Source organism: Campylobacter sp. BCW_6467, from assembly GCF_001762855.1.
Classification (GTDB): Bacteria; Campylobacterota; Campylobacteria; order Campylobacterales; family Campylobacteraceae; genus Campylobacter_D; species Campylobacter_D jejuni.
The window spans coordinates 114,997-128,493 of the sequence record NZ_MJXP01000047.1; the positions used below are offsets into that span (position 1 = coordinate 114,997).

Annotated in this window: 14 protein-coding genes; 7 read left to right on the top strand and 7 right to left on the bottom strand. The window is 29.8% G+C overall.

Annotated features, from left to right (window positions below; genetic code table 11):
* Nucleotides 1-3: 3 nt before the first annotated feature.
* Nucleotides 4-2,466 (top strand): motility protein PflB, encoded by a 2,463-nt coding sequence (gene pflB, locus AJ888_RS07035; protein WP_002861148.1) that lies wholly within the window; start codon nt 4-6, stop codon nt 2,464-2,466.
* Nucleotides 2,467-2,496: 30 nt separating this feature from the next.
* On the opposite strand, the gene AJ888_RS07040 is transcribed toward pflB, so the two are convergent.
* The 7 genes from AJ888_RS07040 to AJ888_RS07070 form a co-directional block, all read right to left on the bottom strand.
* On the bottom strand, nt 2,497-3,132 hold the full coding sequence (locus AJ888_RS07040; RefSeq protein ID WP_002861149.1) for a hypothetical protein: 636 nt from the start codon (nt 3,130-3,132) through the stop codon (nt 2,497-2,499).
* A 97-nt stretch (nt 3,133-3,229) separates the two neighbouring features.
* Nucleotides 3,230-4,672: a pyruvate kinase gene (gene pyk / locus AJ888_RS07045; RefSeq protein WP_002861150.1), complete on the bottom strand. Its 1,443-nt coding sequence runs from the start codon at nt 4,670-4,672 to the stop codon at nt 3,230-3,232.
* A 48-nt stretch (nt 4,673-4,720) separates the two neighbouring features.
* A complete protein-coding gene (locus AJ888_RS07050) occupies nt 4,721-6,067 on the bottom strand; it encodes an FAD-dependent oxidoreductase (RefSeq protein ID WP_002861151.1) in 1,347 nt (448 codons plus the stop codon).
* Between the two features lie 118 nt (nt 6,068-6,185).
* Nucleotides 6,186-6,815 (bottom strand): type III pantothenate kinase, encoded by a 630-nt coding sequence (locus AJ888_RS07055; protein ID WP_002854234.1) that lies wholly within the window; start codon nt 6,813-6,815, stop codon nt 6,186-6,188.
* Complete coding sequence (locus AJ888_RS07060; protein ID WP_002854689.1) at nt 6,802-7,092, bottom strand: hypothetical protein; 291 nt, start codon at nt 7,090-7,092, stop codon at nt 6,802-6,804. The genes AJ888_RS07055 and AJ888_RS07060 overlap by 14 nt, the downstream gene beginning before the upstream one ends.
* Nucleotides 7,089-8,087, bottom strand: a complete 999-nt coding sequence (locus tag AJ888_RS07065; RefSeq protein ID WP_002861152.1) for a hypothetical protein — start codon at nt 8,085-8,087, stop codon at nt 7,089-7,091. The genes AJ888_RS07060 and AJ888_RS07065 overlap by 4 nt, the downstream gene beginning before the upstream one ends.
* Nucleotides 8,084-8,662, bottom strand: a complete 579-nt coding sequence (locus AJ888_RS07070) for a hypothetical protein (RefSeq protein ID WP_002851102.1) — start codon at nt 8,660-8,662, stop codon at nt 8,084-8,086. The genes AJ888_RS07065 and AJ888_RS07070 overlap by 4 nt, the downstream gene beginning before the upstream one ends.
* A gap of 143 nt (nt 8,663-8,805) precedes the next feature.
* On the opposite strand from AJ888_RS07070, the gene gatC reads away from it, so the two are divergent.
* From gatC to AJ888_RS07100, 6 genes are all read left to right on the top strand, one after another.
* Nucleotides 8,806-9,090 (top strand): Asp-tRNA(Asn)/Glu-tRNA(Gln) amidotransferase subunit GatC, encoded by a 285-nt coding sequence (gene gatC, locus AJ888_RS07075; RefSeq protein ID WP_002854550.1) that lies wholly within the window; start codon nt 8,806-8,808, stop codon nt 9,088-9,090.
* Between the two features lie 66 nt (nt 9,091-9,156).
* The gene (locus AJ888_RS07080) at nt 9,157-9,720 is read left to right on the top strand and encodes a CvpA family protein (RefSeq protein WP_002857472.1); all 564 of its coding nucleotides are present in this window, start codon (nt 9,157-9,159) and stop codon (nt 9,718-9,720) included.
* A gap of 1 nt (nt 9,721) precedes the next feature.
* Nucleotides 9,722-10,195, top strand: a complete 474-nt coding sequence (locus tag AJ888_RS07085; RefSeq protein WP_002854230.1) for a Fur family transcriptional regulator — start codon at nt 9,722-9,724, stop codon at nt 10,193-10,195.
* Entirely contained in the window at nt 10,196-11,701 is a 1,506-nt protein-coding gene (gene lysS, locus AJ888_RS07090) for a lysine--tRNA ligase (protein WP_002861153.1), read from the top strand.
* A complete protein-coding gene (locus tag AJ888_RS07095) occupies nt 11,698-12,942 on the top strand; it encodes a serine hydroxymethyltransferase (RefSeq protein WP_002861154.1) in 1,245 nt (414 codons plus the stop codon). The genes lysS and AJ888_RS07095 overlap by 4 nt, the downstream gene beginning before the upstream one ends.
* Nucleotides 12,939-13,484 carry a DUF1882 domain-containing protein gene (locus AJ888_RS07100; protein ID WP_002859481.1) on the top strand — a complete coding sequence of 182 codons (546 nt, stop codon included), beginning with the start codon at nt 12,939-12,941 and terminating at the stop codon, nt 13,482-13,484. Before AJ888_RS07095 ends, AJ888_RS07100 begins: the two co-directional genes overlap by 4 nt.
* The last annotated feature ends 13 nt before the right edge of the window (nt 13,485-13,497 follow it).

Consider the following 13,497-nt stretch of genomic DNA (forward strand, 5'->3'; position numbering starts at 1 on the left):
TAGATGGCTGAACAAGAAGATATAATACTAGAAAAACCCGAAGATGGCTTAAATCAACCAAGACTTGATGAGAGTTTAGAGGGATTTAAAGGGCAAGAGGGGCAAGCTCCAGAAGATGAAGAATTTGCATCATTGCCAGAAGAATTACCTCAAGAAAATAGTGATAGTGGTTTTAAATTTACAAGAGAAAGTGCGCCTGAAGATGTATTAACTTTTGAAGAAGTTGAAAGTCAAGAGCCTACGCCTTGGTATAAAGATCGTAAGTTTATGTCTCTTGTGGGTTTATCTTTGGGGATTATTTGTATTTTAGTTTTTACACTTTTTTATTTAACTTTTAGTGAAGGAAAAATTAAACCAGATATTATAGCTTCTAAGCCTTTAGAACAACCTGTTGTTATGCCTGATGAATCATATAAATACAATGATATGCAAAGAATTGATAGTATGATCCAAAAAGCAAATGCTTTATATTTAAAGGGTGAGGTTGAACAGGCTTTAAAAGTTTATGAGCAAGTTGCCGTATATAACGAATCTTTATCTAATTATAATTTAGGCGTTTCTCAAATGAATGAGAATAAATTCCAAGAAGCTTTTGAAAGCTTCAAGAAAGCTATAGCCAATGGAGAAAATCAAAGTGTAGCTGCTATCAATGCTGCTGTTTGTGCTTTAAAGCTTAATGATAAGGAAAAATTTAGATATTATATTGATTTAGCTCAAGTGTATCTTCCAAAAGAAGGAAAATCAAAATTATATGATTATTATTTAAGCTTGATTAATTATTACAAAGGATATTACCCTGAGGCTTTACAAATGTTACAAAGAACAGATGTGGAGCCGTATTCTGATGTTGCAAAGTATTTGTCTGCTAAAATTTATGCAAAAATGGACTTTGATTCCAAGGCTATACAGCAATTAAATTCTCAAGGCAATTTTGAATCTAGTTTATCTTTAGGTCTTTTATACGCTAGAATAGGAGAATATGCTAAAGCTAAAGTCGCTTTAAGTACAGCGATGAAAATTGAAAGAGATTTTAATCAGAGTTTGGCGGCTTTAACATTGGTTGATATTAAAACAGGAAATTATCAAGATATGTTAGCGCGCTTGCAAAATTCTTATGATAACGATAAAGATAGATATAAGATTTTAGATACTTATAAAATTCAAGTTCGTTTAAATAAGGATCTTTTTAATATAGCAGTTGCTCAAAATTCTTTTTCAAAAGATTTGTTAAAAAAACAAAAAGATCAATTCGATTTGCTTTTTTATTTTGCACCTTATCAAGTTTTTGATAGTAAGCAGGCTGCTTTATATATTAAAAAAGCTAATGTTACAGATTTCGTTGATGATAGTACTGATGCGGGAATTTATCTTAATACAAGCAAGGCTCTTTCATCTACCAATGTAAAAATTGCCAATATTATTAACTATGCATTAAATCAGAAGTTACGCCTTGCTAACCAAGAATTTCAAAAACTTATCAAGGATTATCCAGAACATAGTATTTTACATTATAATTTGGCTTTAACTTACGCCCAAATGCAAAATTATGAACTTGCTTATAAGCATTTTTCAAGTTCATATCATCTTAATCCTAAAAATTATTTAGCAGGTGCTTTTGCTATGTTTTGTGCAAAATCAATTGATATTGATACAACTAAACTTTACAATGAAATTCTTGATAATATAGCTGCTGATTCTAATTTTAAAGCCAATATGCAAAAAAGTATGTTATTTTTAGTTAATAATAATTATATTTCTATGCTTCCTTATTTAGATGAAACAAAAAAAGATACACCTTTGAGTTTGATTTTTGAAGCTATTGTTGCTAAAAATAATAACCTTAATAATCAAGTAGATGTGAAAATTGCTAAATTGCGTTCAGAGTTGCCTGAAGATATTTTGACAAATATTTTGTATTTTAATTCTTTAAATTCAAATTTAAATATTAAAGAATATGCTCAAAATGCTCAAATTCATTTTAAAAATTTAAAACTTGATTATCGTAGTGTTTTTGGTGGGCCAAGTATCGCTAGGGAATTTTATGTTAATTTAATGCATATTGCAGGGCTTTTAAATTTAGAAAGACAGAAATTTAAAGAGTTGATTAATGTTTCAGGAGCAAAAGATGAGGGTATTTTGCAAACTTTAGCTTATTTGGATATTTTTGCACAGCAATACGAGGAGGCTTATGCGCTTTATAATTCTTTGATTGATGATTATGGAGCTAAAGATACTAAAACTTTATTTTTAGCAGCCGTAGCAGCCGTAGGTGCAAATAATCCAAATTCAGCTATAGCGCTTTTGCAGCTTTCTAAACTTACAGATAAAAATAACAAAGAGAGTAAAGCAGCTCTTGGTATGTTGTATCAAGAAGTAAAGAACTATGAAGCTGCGATATCTCAGTATAAAACTTTACCTAATAATTTTAAGAGTGAATTTTTTACTTTTGATATCAATAACAACTAAAAATGCTTAGAACTTTCTAAGCATTTTTAGTTAAGCTTGAAGATCTAGAGTTTTTCCGCCTAGTTCATCGATGCGATCGCTAACTTTTTTAAGTGCCGCATCTATTGTATTTTGACTGATTTGAGGAAGTTCTCCGCCCCACATTTTTTCTGCTTGCTCAAATCCTTTTTTCATACCTTCAAGACCTTTTTTCAATTTTTCAACATCATCGCCACCGCCTTTAATAACAAAATCCGCGATGCGACTGGCTGTATTTTCCACTCCAAAAAAACCATCTTCACTTACAAGTTGTTGAAGTTCATCTGTATTCATATCAAGTGGATTTTTGCCACTGTAGCCTAAGGATGCAAAATCAATATTTTTAAGTATAGATTTCGCAGTATTTAAATTGGCACCATTTAAAAGACTATCTAGTCCAGTTTGGGCATTGCTCGAACCTATTACAGCATTCATTGTTTGCTGTTGAAACTGAACTAGGTAAATTTGTGTAATGCCCTTTCCACCAAGTGCATTTAATTTTTCAAGGGTATTTTTATCTACATCCTTGCTAGAATTAGCACTTTGAACATTTTTGTCTTTTGTGTTTTCCTTAGCATCATCTGCCTTCTTATTGCTAACTTGTGTTTGTGCCATGCTAGCGATATTTGAAAAAGTATTCACTTGCATATTTGCTCCTTTGTGTGAGGCTTTAATTTATATCGACTTTTGACTTAAAAAATTTATAAGGACATTAAATTCCTTATTTTCAAAGGAATTTAATGTTTTATTGTAGATAATAAGCAATTTGCTCTTTATTGAGAATGCGGATAAGATTGCTAGTACCTTCTACTCCTGTTGGAAAGCCTGCAGTTAGAAGATAGCATTTGTCTTCATCCATAAAACCTTTTTCAACACTTGATCTTACAGAGTCTTTTAATAATTCTGTAAGTTCATTACTCTTGTTAACCAAAATCGCAGGATTAACTCCCCAAACTATACTTAAAGAGTTTAAGGTTTTTTCAGAATGCCCTACTGCTATGATTTCTATATTTGGACGATATCTTGCAATCTTAATAGCAGATTTTCCGCTACTTGTTAAAGAAAAAATAGCATCAGAGTTAAGATCTGTTGCAAGATGAGCTGAAGAACGCATGATTTTATCTGTATTGTCTAAATCATTAAAATCATTAAATTTGTTATATGGATAGCGTTTTTCTGTTTCTATTATAGTTTGGCACATTATATCAACAGCGTTTGCAGGATCTATACCAACGGCGCTTTCTTCACTTAGCATTACTGCATCTGTTCCATCTAAAACAGCATTTGCAACATCTGAAATTTCAGCTCTTGTGGCGGTTTTGCTTTTGGCTAATGAAAAAAGCATCTGAGTCGCAGTAATAACAGGCTTAGAGGCATTGTTTGCTTTTTGTATGATTTCTTTTTGGATATTAGGAACTTTATAATAAGGCACCTCAATACCTAAGTCTCCTCTTGCAACCATTATACCATCGCTAGATTTAATAATCTCATCAATATTTTCTACTGCATCAAATTTTTCAATTTTTGCAAAAATAGATATTTTTGCGTTATTTTGTGCTAAAATTTCACGAACTTCATCAATATCGTGCGCATTTTGTACGAAAGATATTGCTAAAAAATCTACTTCATTTTTTATACCCCAAAGTAAATCATTTTTATCTTTTTGTGTAATAACATCAATATTGATTTTAGTATTCGGAAAATTAATACCTTTATTTGAGTTTAAAAAACCATCATTTTCTATAATGGTTTCAATTTTTTGATCATCTATGTTTACTACTTTAGCACGAATTGATCCATCATATAGATAAATATATTCATCAATTTTTAACATATCTAAAATAGATTTTTGATTGATACTGATTTTATAATGATTTTGAGCAATCTTCTCCCCTAAAATTGTTTCACGATAAAAATCAATTCTATCACCCTTTTTTAATTCAAATGGTTCTTTAAGTTCACCTGTACGAATTTTAGGACCACTAATGTCTTGTAAAATTCCAATACGAGTATGCAATTCTTTAGCTACTCTTCTTATGGTATCTAAGTTTTTTTTATGATACTTATGTGTTCCATGAGAAAAGTTTAAACGGAAAACATTTACACCATTGATAATCATTTGGCGTAGAATTTCTTCCTTTTCACTTGCTGGACCTACTGTGGCTACAATTTTTGTTTTTTTAAGCATGGTAAACTCCTTTTGAAATTATTGTAGCTAAAAATAGAAACAAAATGATTACAATAATTCTGAAGAAAATTTATCTTCGTTAAATTCCATTCCTAGGTAATTACACACAAGCTTTGCATCTCTTTCAGCATTTCCTAAACAACTTGTTGCTCCAGGACTTGGAGTCATATTGAAAATAATACCAGGGGTTTCTGTGATGCTTGCTTCACCTAGCATTAATTCTCCTTTAGTTTTATCAATAACTTGCGGTCTTACGCCTCCAAAACCTTTCGCATAATAAATATCGCTTGCTTTAAGACTTGGGACTATTTTTTTGGCATCTTTAACAAATAAGCTTTTATCAACAAAAGGTAGTTCAAAAAGATAATTATAAAAGATGTAATTTCTAATTGTTGCATCTTTAAACATATTAAAAGTTACTTTTAAAACAGTTTTATCAAGTTTTAGCGCTTCAAAAAATTCTGGAACTGATTTTAGACCATGATAACGTTCTAGTTTTGGAATAACAAGTGCGGTAGGTCCAAAGCGAGTGTTCATATCAGCAAGTAAATCAGGATCTCCATGAAGAGCTGCAAATGGAAGTTTAGGATTTTGCACCATATAAACCTTACCATTTAAAAGTTTTTGTTTGGTTAAATAAAAACTTCCTGCAACAGGCCAACAAGACTTATCCATACCTAAGTTCATTTTATGTGCTAAATATAAAGAGTGCGCTCCAGCATTGACAACTACGCTTTTGGCATGGTATTCTTGATGATTTGAGGTTTTTAATATAAAAATATCATCCTTTTTTTCTATGTGAATAATTTCTTGATTAAAAGCAACGAAAGTATTTTTATTTTGTTTTTGGGCTTGTTCTATTAGATTTATACTCATTTTCCCAAAATCTACAGTTGTAAAAACCTCGCCGCTTTCAACACCCATGGCACAGATATTTTCAGGTCTATCTTGATTGCAATCTTCTCCTAAAACAACCTTGGGTTCAATTTGTTTGATTTTTGCTTTATCGAAAAATTTTATATAAGGATAAAGTTCTTTAAATTCTTCATAGCGTTTTTTCATATAATCACATTCTATATCTCCAACAGCTAGAGCCATTTTTTGATGAGAAAACATGAAATTATTTTGCGCATTTTGCATGAGTCCATATTTAACTATCATATCAGCTGTTCTTTTTACTTTTCGCGCTTTTTCTAAAGTATAATTGGTTTCAATATCTCCACAATGAATGGTTTGAGAATTACTCGTTCCCTTAGAATTTAATGTTGCAGCTGTATTATATTTTTCTATCAAAGCAATATTTTTAATATTTGTATATCTTGCAAGCTCGTAAAATAATGCTGCTCCTGAAATTCCAGCTCCGATGATAAGCACATCAAATTCTTGTTGGCTCATTGTTTTTCCTTTTTTTATTTTAATAAACTTTTTTCTAAATAGAAGTTTAATTGAATTTGTTTTACAAAAAGTTAAATTTCATTAAGGTTTGATATCAATGAGAATTTTTGTAACATTTTTAATAAAGTAAATTGGGATTTTCTTTTATAATCTTTTTCATTCCTCGAAAGATTAAAAGTTTATCATAAATTGCGTGATCGAAATAATTTGCTAAAAATTGCCCATCTCCACCAGTGAAATAAAGCTTTTTATTTTGAGCGGCATCTTTTATCAGTAGGTAAATTCCTTTAAAAACACCATAACTTAAAGCATCCATGGTTTTTTGTGGGAATGCATCAAGACTAACTTGAGTGTTAAATTCACTTTTTAATCGTGGTGAAATATGGCTATAAATTTTTTTATAATTTGCAATACCTGGCAAGATAAAACCACCAAGATGTATAGAATTAGAAATAATATCAATTGTAATAGCACTACCTGCATCTACAACAACTCCATCTTCAATAGTATAACAAGCTGCTATGCGATCGATTCCTAATCCTTGATAAATAGTATCAAATAAAAAATAAGGTTCAAGATTGATAAAATTTTTTTGATTTTTTAAATGTTCTTTGAGATGTTCATTGACATTGATATAAAAAATTTTTTGTTCATTTTTAAATTCTAAAAACTGATCTATACTAAGAGTAAAATATTTGTTATCATCTAGGAAATTAGCATTTGAATTCCCAATGTCACAGAGCAGCATAGATATTAAATCCTTTCATTTCTAGATGATTTTTTGCTTTAGAGCAAAGAGAAGCCATGCTAAAAAAATATTTGTTATTTATGTTAATTTGCTGTGCTAGATTTTCTAAAAATAAGGCATCTTTCATTAAAAATTTTGTTTTTCCTGTATACATAAAAAGAATGTTATTTTGATCTTTAGCACAAATATAACTTTTTTTTCTAGTCAACATACTTAAGTCATAGGGCTTTAAATTTAATTTTAAAGCCTTTATTGTTTGTTCTAAAATTTTTATCATAGCAAATCTAAAATTTTATCTCCGTAGTAAAATTTACCATTTCCCATGAAAGAAATTTTATCAACAGCTTCTGAAAGTTTAAATACTTGTGCATTATCTAAATTTAGATTCATTTTGATAAGATAGCCTGTTTTTTCAAAAATATATAAATAATTATTGTATATATTGCTTTTTACAAAAATAGCAAATTCAAATTTTTTTTCCGCAATTTTTCTTAAGTTATAATCAGTTTTAATAATAGTGCCATCTTTTTCTAGTATAAAAATACCATCATCGCTAAGTGCAACATCTTTTATGTCAGCGTCAAGATAAAGAGTTCTAGCAGGGCTTACAACAATGATTTTTTTAGCTGTTGCTGCTATAAGTTTATCTCCGATTACACTTAGATGGATTACATTGTTGAAAAAATTTTCTGCTGAAATAACCACATCTTTAATGATTTGAAGATTGTTTCTTGAAAGAATTAAAATTTTACCATCTAGTGTTGGATAAACGATGATATTGTCTAAAAATATAGGATTAGCGGTACGACTGTCTTGGGCTGGAGCTGAGGTTAGGGTTTGACTGAATTTAATACCCAAAGAACGATTTGCAAGAACTATGGTATTGTTTGCAAGTACAAGGGCTAAATCATCTCCATTAGAAGCTACTCCTACAACACTAGCGTCAAATTGAAAATTATAAATTTCATTATAAGAATTGTCAAAAATTTTTAAATTTCCATTGTTATCTGCAGTAAAATATTCCCCATCTTGATAAGCTAGAAGCATATAATTTTTAGGAAGTTTAAACTTGTCTATGGAGATATTATTTTTTAAGATAGCTGTATTATTGCTAAGTTTTGCAGAAACTAGATTCCAATCAACGATTTTACTTTTTAAATTGCTATTATGACTTAAATCTCCATCGGTTTGTTTTGGTTCAAAATATTGTCTTTTGGTGCCACAAGCACATAGAAATATTAAACAAAATAGTGTTAAAAATATTTTTTTCATTGTGTAATGCCTTGATAATGTTTGAGGTTTTTAGCTATTTGATTTAAACTTGAATTTTCTTTTATCTGAGAAAGTAAAACATTAGCTTCTTCGATTTTATTTTGCTCTAAAAGTTTGTAAGCTTCTAATAATTTATCATAATTTTTTAAAAATATCGATTTATCCCCTAAAGATAATGCGATAATATTTTTAAGTAAAGTGTTTGTTTGAGCATTATTATAAATTTGTTTTAGTTCATTTTGGAGAGTTGTATTATTAAAATCATTAATATTTTCTTTTAGTAAAAAGATAGCGTAAAGATTAGTATTTTTATTTTTAAGTTGTTCTAAAAGATTTTTATTGCTAGGATCTTGTATTAGATTGGCATAAATTTCATTTGCTTCTTTTGTTTTATAATCGTTTATTTTTGAGATTATAAAATTTCCAGCAAACCAAGCAACTAAAATTATCACAACAGCAGATATATAAAATTTATACTTGCGTATAAATCTCTCTCCTTTGATAAAATTTTCTATAAATTGTTCTTCTGTGTTAAGTTCATTTTTAACAGCTTTTAAATTATCTTTTAGTCCCAAAATTTATCCTTGAAAAAATATTTTTATTTTTGTATAGAAAAATTATGGTATTGTATCATATAAATTGCAAAATATCCTAAACAATTTAAAGCTTTTTATGATATAATTTTCAAAATTTTAACTTTTTTATTAAGGTTTAAGAAATGCAAATAGATGAGAAATTATTAAGCAAGCTTGAAAAATTAAGTGCTTTACAAATAACAAAAAACAGAAATGAAACCATTGTACAGTTAAGTGAAATTGTGAATTTTGTTGAAAAATTAAACGAACTTGATTTAGATTCCCAAGAGATTACTGTGAGTACTATAAAAGGTGGAGCTCCTTTGAGGATTGATGAGATAAGAAATAGCAATGTTATTGATGAGGTTTTAGATTGTGCTCCAAAAAAACAAGAACATTTTTTTGTTGTTCCTAAAATCATAGAATGATTAACTTAGCATTTAGTGCTTATTTGTAGAATAAATTTAAAACAAAAAAATCAGAGAGTGATTGAAATGAATTTTTATTGGTTTGATGCTTTTATTTTAGGATTTACCTTGCTTTTAGGGCTTAAGGGTATTATCAATGGTTTGATAAAAGAAATTTTTGGGCTTTTGGGTATTATTGGTGGTGTTTTTATTGCTTCAAAATATGCAACTCAAGCGGCTGAATTTATACAAAGTACTTTTTATAAGATAGAAAATCAAAGCTTAGCTGGATTTGCTGGATTTTTGGCCATATTAATTATTTTTTGGATAGTTTGTTTGTTGGCAGGTAATTTTCTTTCTAAGTTGATCAAATTAAGTGGCCTAGGTTTTTTAGATCGTATTGGTGGCTTTATATTTGGTGGGGCAAAAATCTTTTTAATTTTTGCAATTTTGGTTTTTTGTGTAGCAAGAATCGATTTTTTAAATGATAAATTAGATAATTTTGCTAAAAATAGCTATACTTTGAATTTGCTTAAAGAAACTGGATCTTTTATTATGAATCAACCTTTAACAGAAAATAGTCTAGATCATGCTAATGAAAAGTTGCAAGATATTGTAAGTGATTTAAACAATACTCAAAAAGGGGAGTGATATGCTGATAGAAAATGTGGAATATGATGTTTTACTTGAGAGGTTTAAAAAAATATTAAGACAAGGCGGGCTTAAATATACTAAGCAAAGAGAAGTGCTTTTAAAAACTCTTTATCACAGTGATACTCATTACACACCCGAAAGTTTATATATGGAAATCAAACAAGCTGAACCTGATTTAAATGTAGGAATTGCAACTGTTTATCGTACTTTAAATTTGCTTGAAGAAGCAGAAATGGTAACTTCCATTTCTTTTGGTTCAGCAGGTAAAAAATACGAGCTTGCCAATAAACCTCACCATGATCATATGATATGTAAAAATTGCGGAAAAATTATAGAATTTGAAAATCCTATTATAGAAAGACAGCAAGCCTTGATTGCAAAAGAACATGGTTTTAAACTTACAGGGCATTTGATGCAGCTTTATGGTGTTTGTGGTGATTGTAATAATCAAAAAGCAAAGGTAAAAATATAAATGTTTGATAATATTTTAGAGCAGCAAAGAATAGAAAAAGCTAAGGAATTAAAAAATTTAGGGATCAATCCTTATCCTCATTTTTTAGAAAAAGAAATGTCTTTAAAGACTTTTAAGGATAAATTTTCTTATATTTTAGAGCAAGTTGAAAAAAGAGATGAAAGTGTCAATGCTGTCGTTGCAGGACGTTTGAAACTTTTGCGTATAGCTGGGAAATCGATTTTTGCAAACATTGAAGATGAGGATACAAATTTACAAATTTATTTTAGTAAAGATAGCGTAGGTGAAGAACTTTATGCGATTTTGAAAAAGAATTTAGAAGTAGGTGATATTGTTTTGGTTAAAGGTTTTCCTTTTGTAACTAAAACAGGTGAGTTTAGTTTGCATGCAAGTGAAGTAAAACTCGCTACAAAAGCTATTGTTCCTTTACCTGAAAAATATCATGGATTAACAGATATTGAACAAAGATATCGTAAACGTTATGTTGATATGATAATGAATGCAGAAGTTAGAAAAGATTTTTTAGTGCGTTCTAAAGTGGTGAGTTTGATTCGTCATTTTTTTGAAAATAAAGGCTTTTTAGAAGTAGAAACTCCTATGATGCATCCGATTGCAGGTGGAGCAAACGCTAAGCCTTTTGTAACTTTTCACAATTCTTTAGGCGTAGAAAGATTTTTAAGAATTGCTCCAGAACTTTATCTTAAAAGACTTGTAGTGGGTGGTTTTGAGGCGGTTTTTGAAATCAATCGTTGTTTTAGAAACGAAGGTATGGATTTAACCCATAATCCTGAATTTACAACTATAGAATTTTATTGGGCTTATCATAATTATAAAGATTTAATGGATTTAACTGAAGAACTTTTTGCTTTACTTTTGGATAAACTTAATTTGGGAAAAACAATAGAATTTGATGGAAAAATGATAGATTTTTCTAAACCTTTTGAACGAATAACCTATAAAGATGCACTTTGTAAATATGGTGGTTTAGATAGGGATTTAATCGAAGATAAAGAAAAAATTCTTACTAAATTAAAAGCTGATGGTTTTGAAGCGAATGAAAAGCTTGAACTTGGACATTTGCAAGCTGAACTTTTTGATAATTATGTGGAAGAAAAATTGATCAATCCTACTTTTGTGATTGATTTTCCTATTTCCATAAGTCCTTTATCAAGACGTAGCGATGAGGATTCTCAGATTGCTGAGAGATTTGAGTTGTTTATTTGTGGAAGAGAATTGGCAAATGGTTTTAATGAGCTTAATGATCCTCTTGATCAATATGAGAGATTTTTAAAACAAATTGAAGCTAAAAATGCAGGCGATGAAGAGGCTTGCGAAATGGATGAAGATTTTGTAAATGCTTTGGGTTATGGAATGCCTCCAACGGCAGGGCAGGGCATAGGCATAGATAGACTTGTTATGCTTTTGACAAATAAAAAATCTATTCGAGATGTGATATTGTTTCCTGCAATGCGTCCATTAAAATCAGAACTAAAGGAGAAAGAATGAGTTTGGAAATGTTTGATAAAGAAATTTTTGATTTAACAAACAAAGAGTTAGAGCGTCAATGTGAAGGTCTTGAAATGATAGCGAGTGAAAATTTCACTTTACCTGAAGTAATGGAAGTTATGGGAAGTATTTTGACAAACAAATACGCAGAAGGTTATCCGGGTAAAAGATATTATGGTGGTTGTGAATTTGTTGATGAGATTGAAACTCTAGCCATTGAAAGATGTAAAAAACTTTTTAATTGTAAATTTGCTAATGTTCAGCCTAATTCAGGTTCTCAAGCTAATCAAGGTGTTTATGCGGCTTTGATTAATCCAGGTGATAAAATTTTAGGAATGGATTTAAGTCATGGTGGACATTTGACTCATGGTGCAAAAGTAAGTTCTTCAGGTAAAATGTACGAAAGTTGTTTTTACGGCGTAGAACTTGATGGAAGAATTGATTATGAAAAAGTAAGAGAAATTGCTAAAAAAGAAAAACCAAAACTTATAGTTTGTGGAGCTAGTGCTTATGCAAGAGTGATTGATTTTGCTAAATTTAGAGAAATCGCTGATGAAGTAGGCGCCTATCTTTTTGCTGATATAGCACATATTGCAGGTCTTGTTGTGGCAGGTGAGCATCCAAGTCCTTTTCCACACGCTCATGTAGTAAGCTCAACTACGCATAAAACTTTGCGTGGCCCAAGAGGTGGTATTATTATGACAAATGATGAAGAGCTTGCTAAAAAAATTAATTCTGCCATTTTTCCAGGTATTCAAGGTGGTCCTTTGATGCATGTAATTGCTGCAAAAGCAGTAGGATTTAAATTTAATCTTAGCGATGAGTGGAAAGTTTATGCAAAACAAGTAAGAACCAATGCTCAAGTTTTAGCTAATGTTTTAATGGATAGAAAATTTAAACTTGTTAGCGATGGAACGGATAATCACCTTGTTTTAATGAGTTTTTTAGATCGTGAATTTAGTGGAAAAGATGCAGATTTAGCTCTTGGAAATGCAGGAATTACCGCAAATAAAAATACCGTTCCAGGAGAGATTAGAAGTCCTTTTATCACAAGTGGATTAAGACTTGGAACTCCAGCCCTTACTGCCAGAGGTTTTAAAGAAAAAGAAATGGAAATTGTGTCAAATTATATTGCAGATATTTTAGATGATATTAATAATGAAAAATTACAAAAGAATATTAAACAAGAATTAAAAAAACTTGCAAGTAATTTTATTATTTATGAAAGGGCTATGTTTTGATTTCACCAATGGATATGTCGCTAATTAAAATAATTGGCGATCATTATTATATAAGACGCGATAAAATTGTAAATAAAATTACACATAGAGGTCGCTTATTTTTTGATAAATTTGAAAGAGTTGATGCTCCTTTAAATTTAAATGTCATGAGAGAACACGCTGCTAAAAAAATTGTTGTCGCTCATGATTTAATAACAAAAGATAATAAAGTAGAAAATATTGTCTTTGATTATAATGGTTTTAATGCTGAAAGATTTTATCACCGTGCACAACTTATTTTAAGAGAGGAAGGTTTTATAAATTTCACAGCCTATAAGACTAAAACTCCAGGACATTTACATCTTTATATTCACAAAGGACACACGGCGTTAAACGAAGGTTATTCTTTAGCATCTAAACTTTCAATGATGTTTGCAAGTAAAATGCCAGTAGAATGGAAGGTGTTTCCTAGTATGGATGTACCTAGGGAATTTAATATTTTAATATTGCCTTATGAGGTTTATCAAAAAGAACGAGGAAGTTCTTGGTCTAAGCACATGTAAGAAAGGACAAATT

Bases quoted from the DNA above. Each gene is read 5' to 3' on its own strand.
- pflB (WP_002861148.1), top strand. From the start codon at position 4: ATGGCTGAACAAGAAGATATAATACTAGAAAAACCCGAAGATGGCTTA.
- AJ888_RS07040 (WP_002861149.1), bottom strand. From the start codon at position 3,132: ATGCAAGTGAATACTTTTTCAAATATCGCTAGCATGGCACAAACACAA.
- pyk (WP_002861150.1), bottom strand. From the start codon at position 4,672: ATGCTTAAAAAAACAAAAATTGTAGCCACAGTAGGTCCAGCAAGTGAA.
- AJ888_RS07050 (WP_002861151.1), bottom strand. From the start codon at position 6,067: ATGAGCCAACAAGAATTTGATGTGCTTATCATCGGAGCTGGAATTTCA.
- AJ888_RS07055 (WP_002854234.1), bottom strand. From the start codon at position 6,815: ATGCTGCTCTGTGACATTGGGAATTCAAATGCTAATTTCCTAGATGAT.
- AJ888_RS07060 (WP_002854689.1), bottom strand. From the start codon at position 7,092: ATGATAAAAATTTTAGAACAAACAATAAAGGCTTTAAAATTAAATTTA.
- AJ888_RS07065 (WP_002861152.1), bottom strand. From the start codon at position 8,087: ATGAAAAAAATATTTTTAACACTATTTTGTTTAATATTTCTATGTGCT.
- gatC (WP_002854550.1), top strand. From the start codon at position 8,806: ATGCAAATAGATGAGAAATTATTAAGCAAGCTTGAAAAATTAAGTGCT.
- AJ888_RS07080 (WP_002857472.1), top strand. From the start codon at position 9,157: ATGAATTTTTATTGGTTTGATGCTTTTATTTTAGGATTTACCTTGCTT.
- AJ888_RS07085 (WP_002854230.1), top strand. From the start codon at position 9,722: ATGCTGATAGAAAATGTGGAATATGATGTTTTACTTGAGAGGTTTAAA.
- lysS (WP_002861153.1), top strand. From the start codon at position 10,196: ATGTTTGATAATATTTTAGAGCAGCAAAGAATAGAAAAAGCTAAGGAA.
- AJ888_RS07095 (WP_002861154.1), top strand. From the start codon at position 11,698: ATGAGTTTGGAAATGTTTGATAAAGAAATTTTTGATTTAACAAACAAA.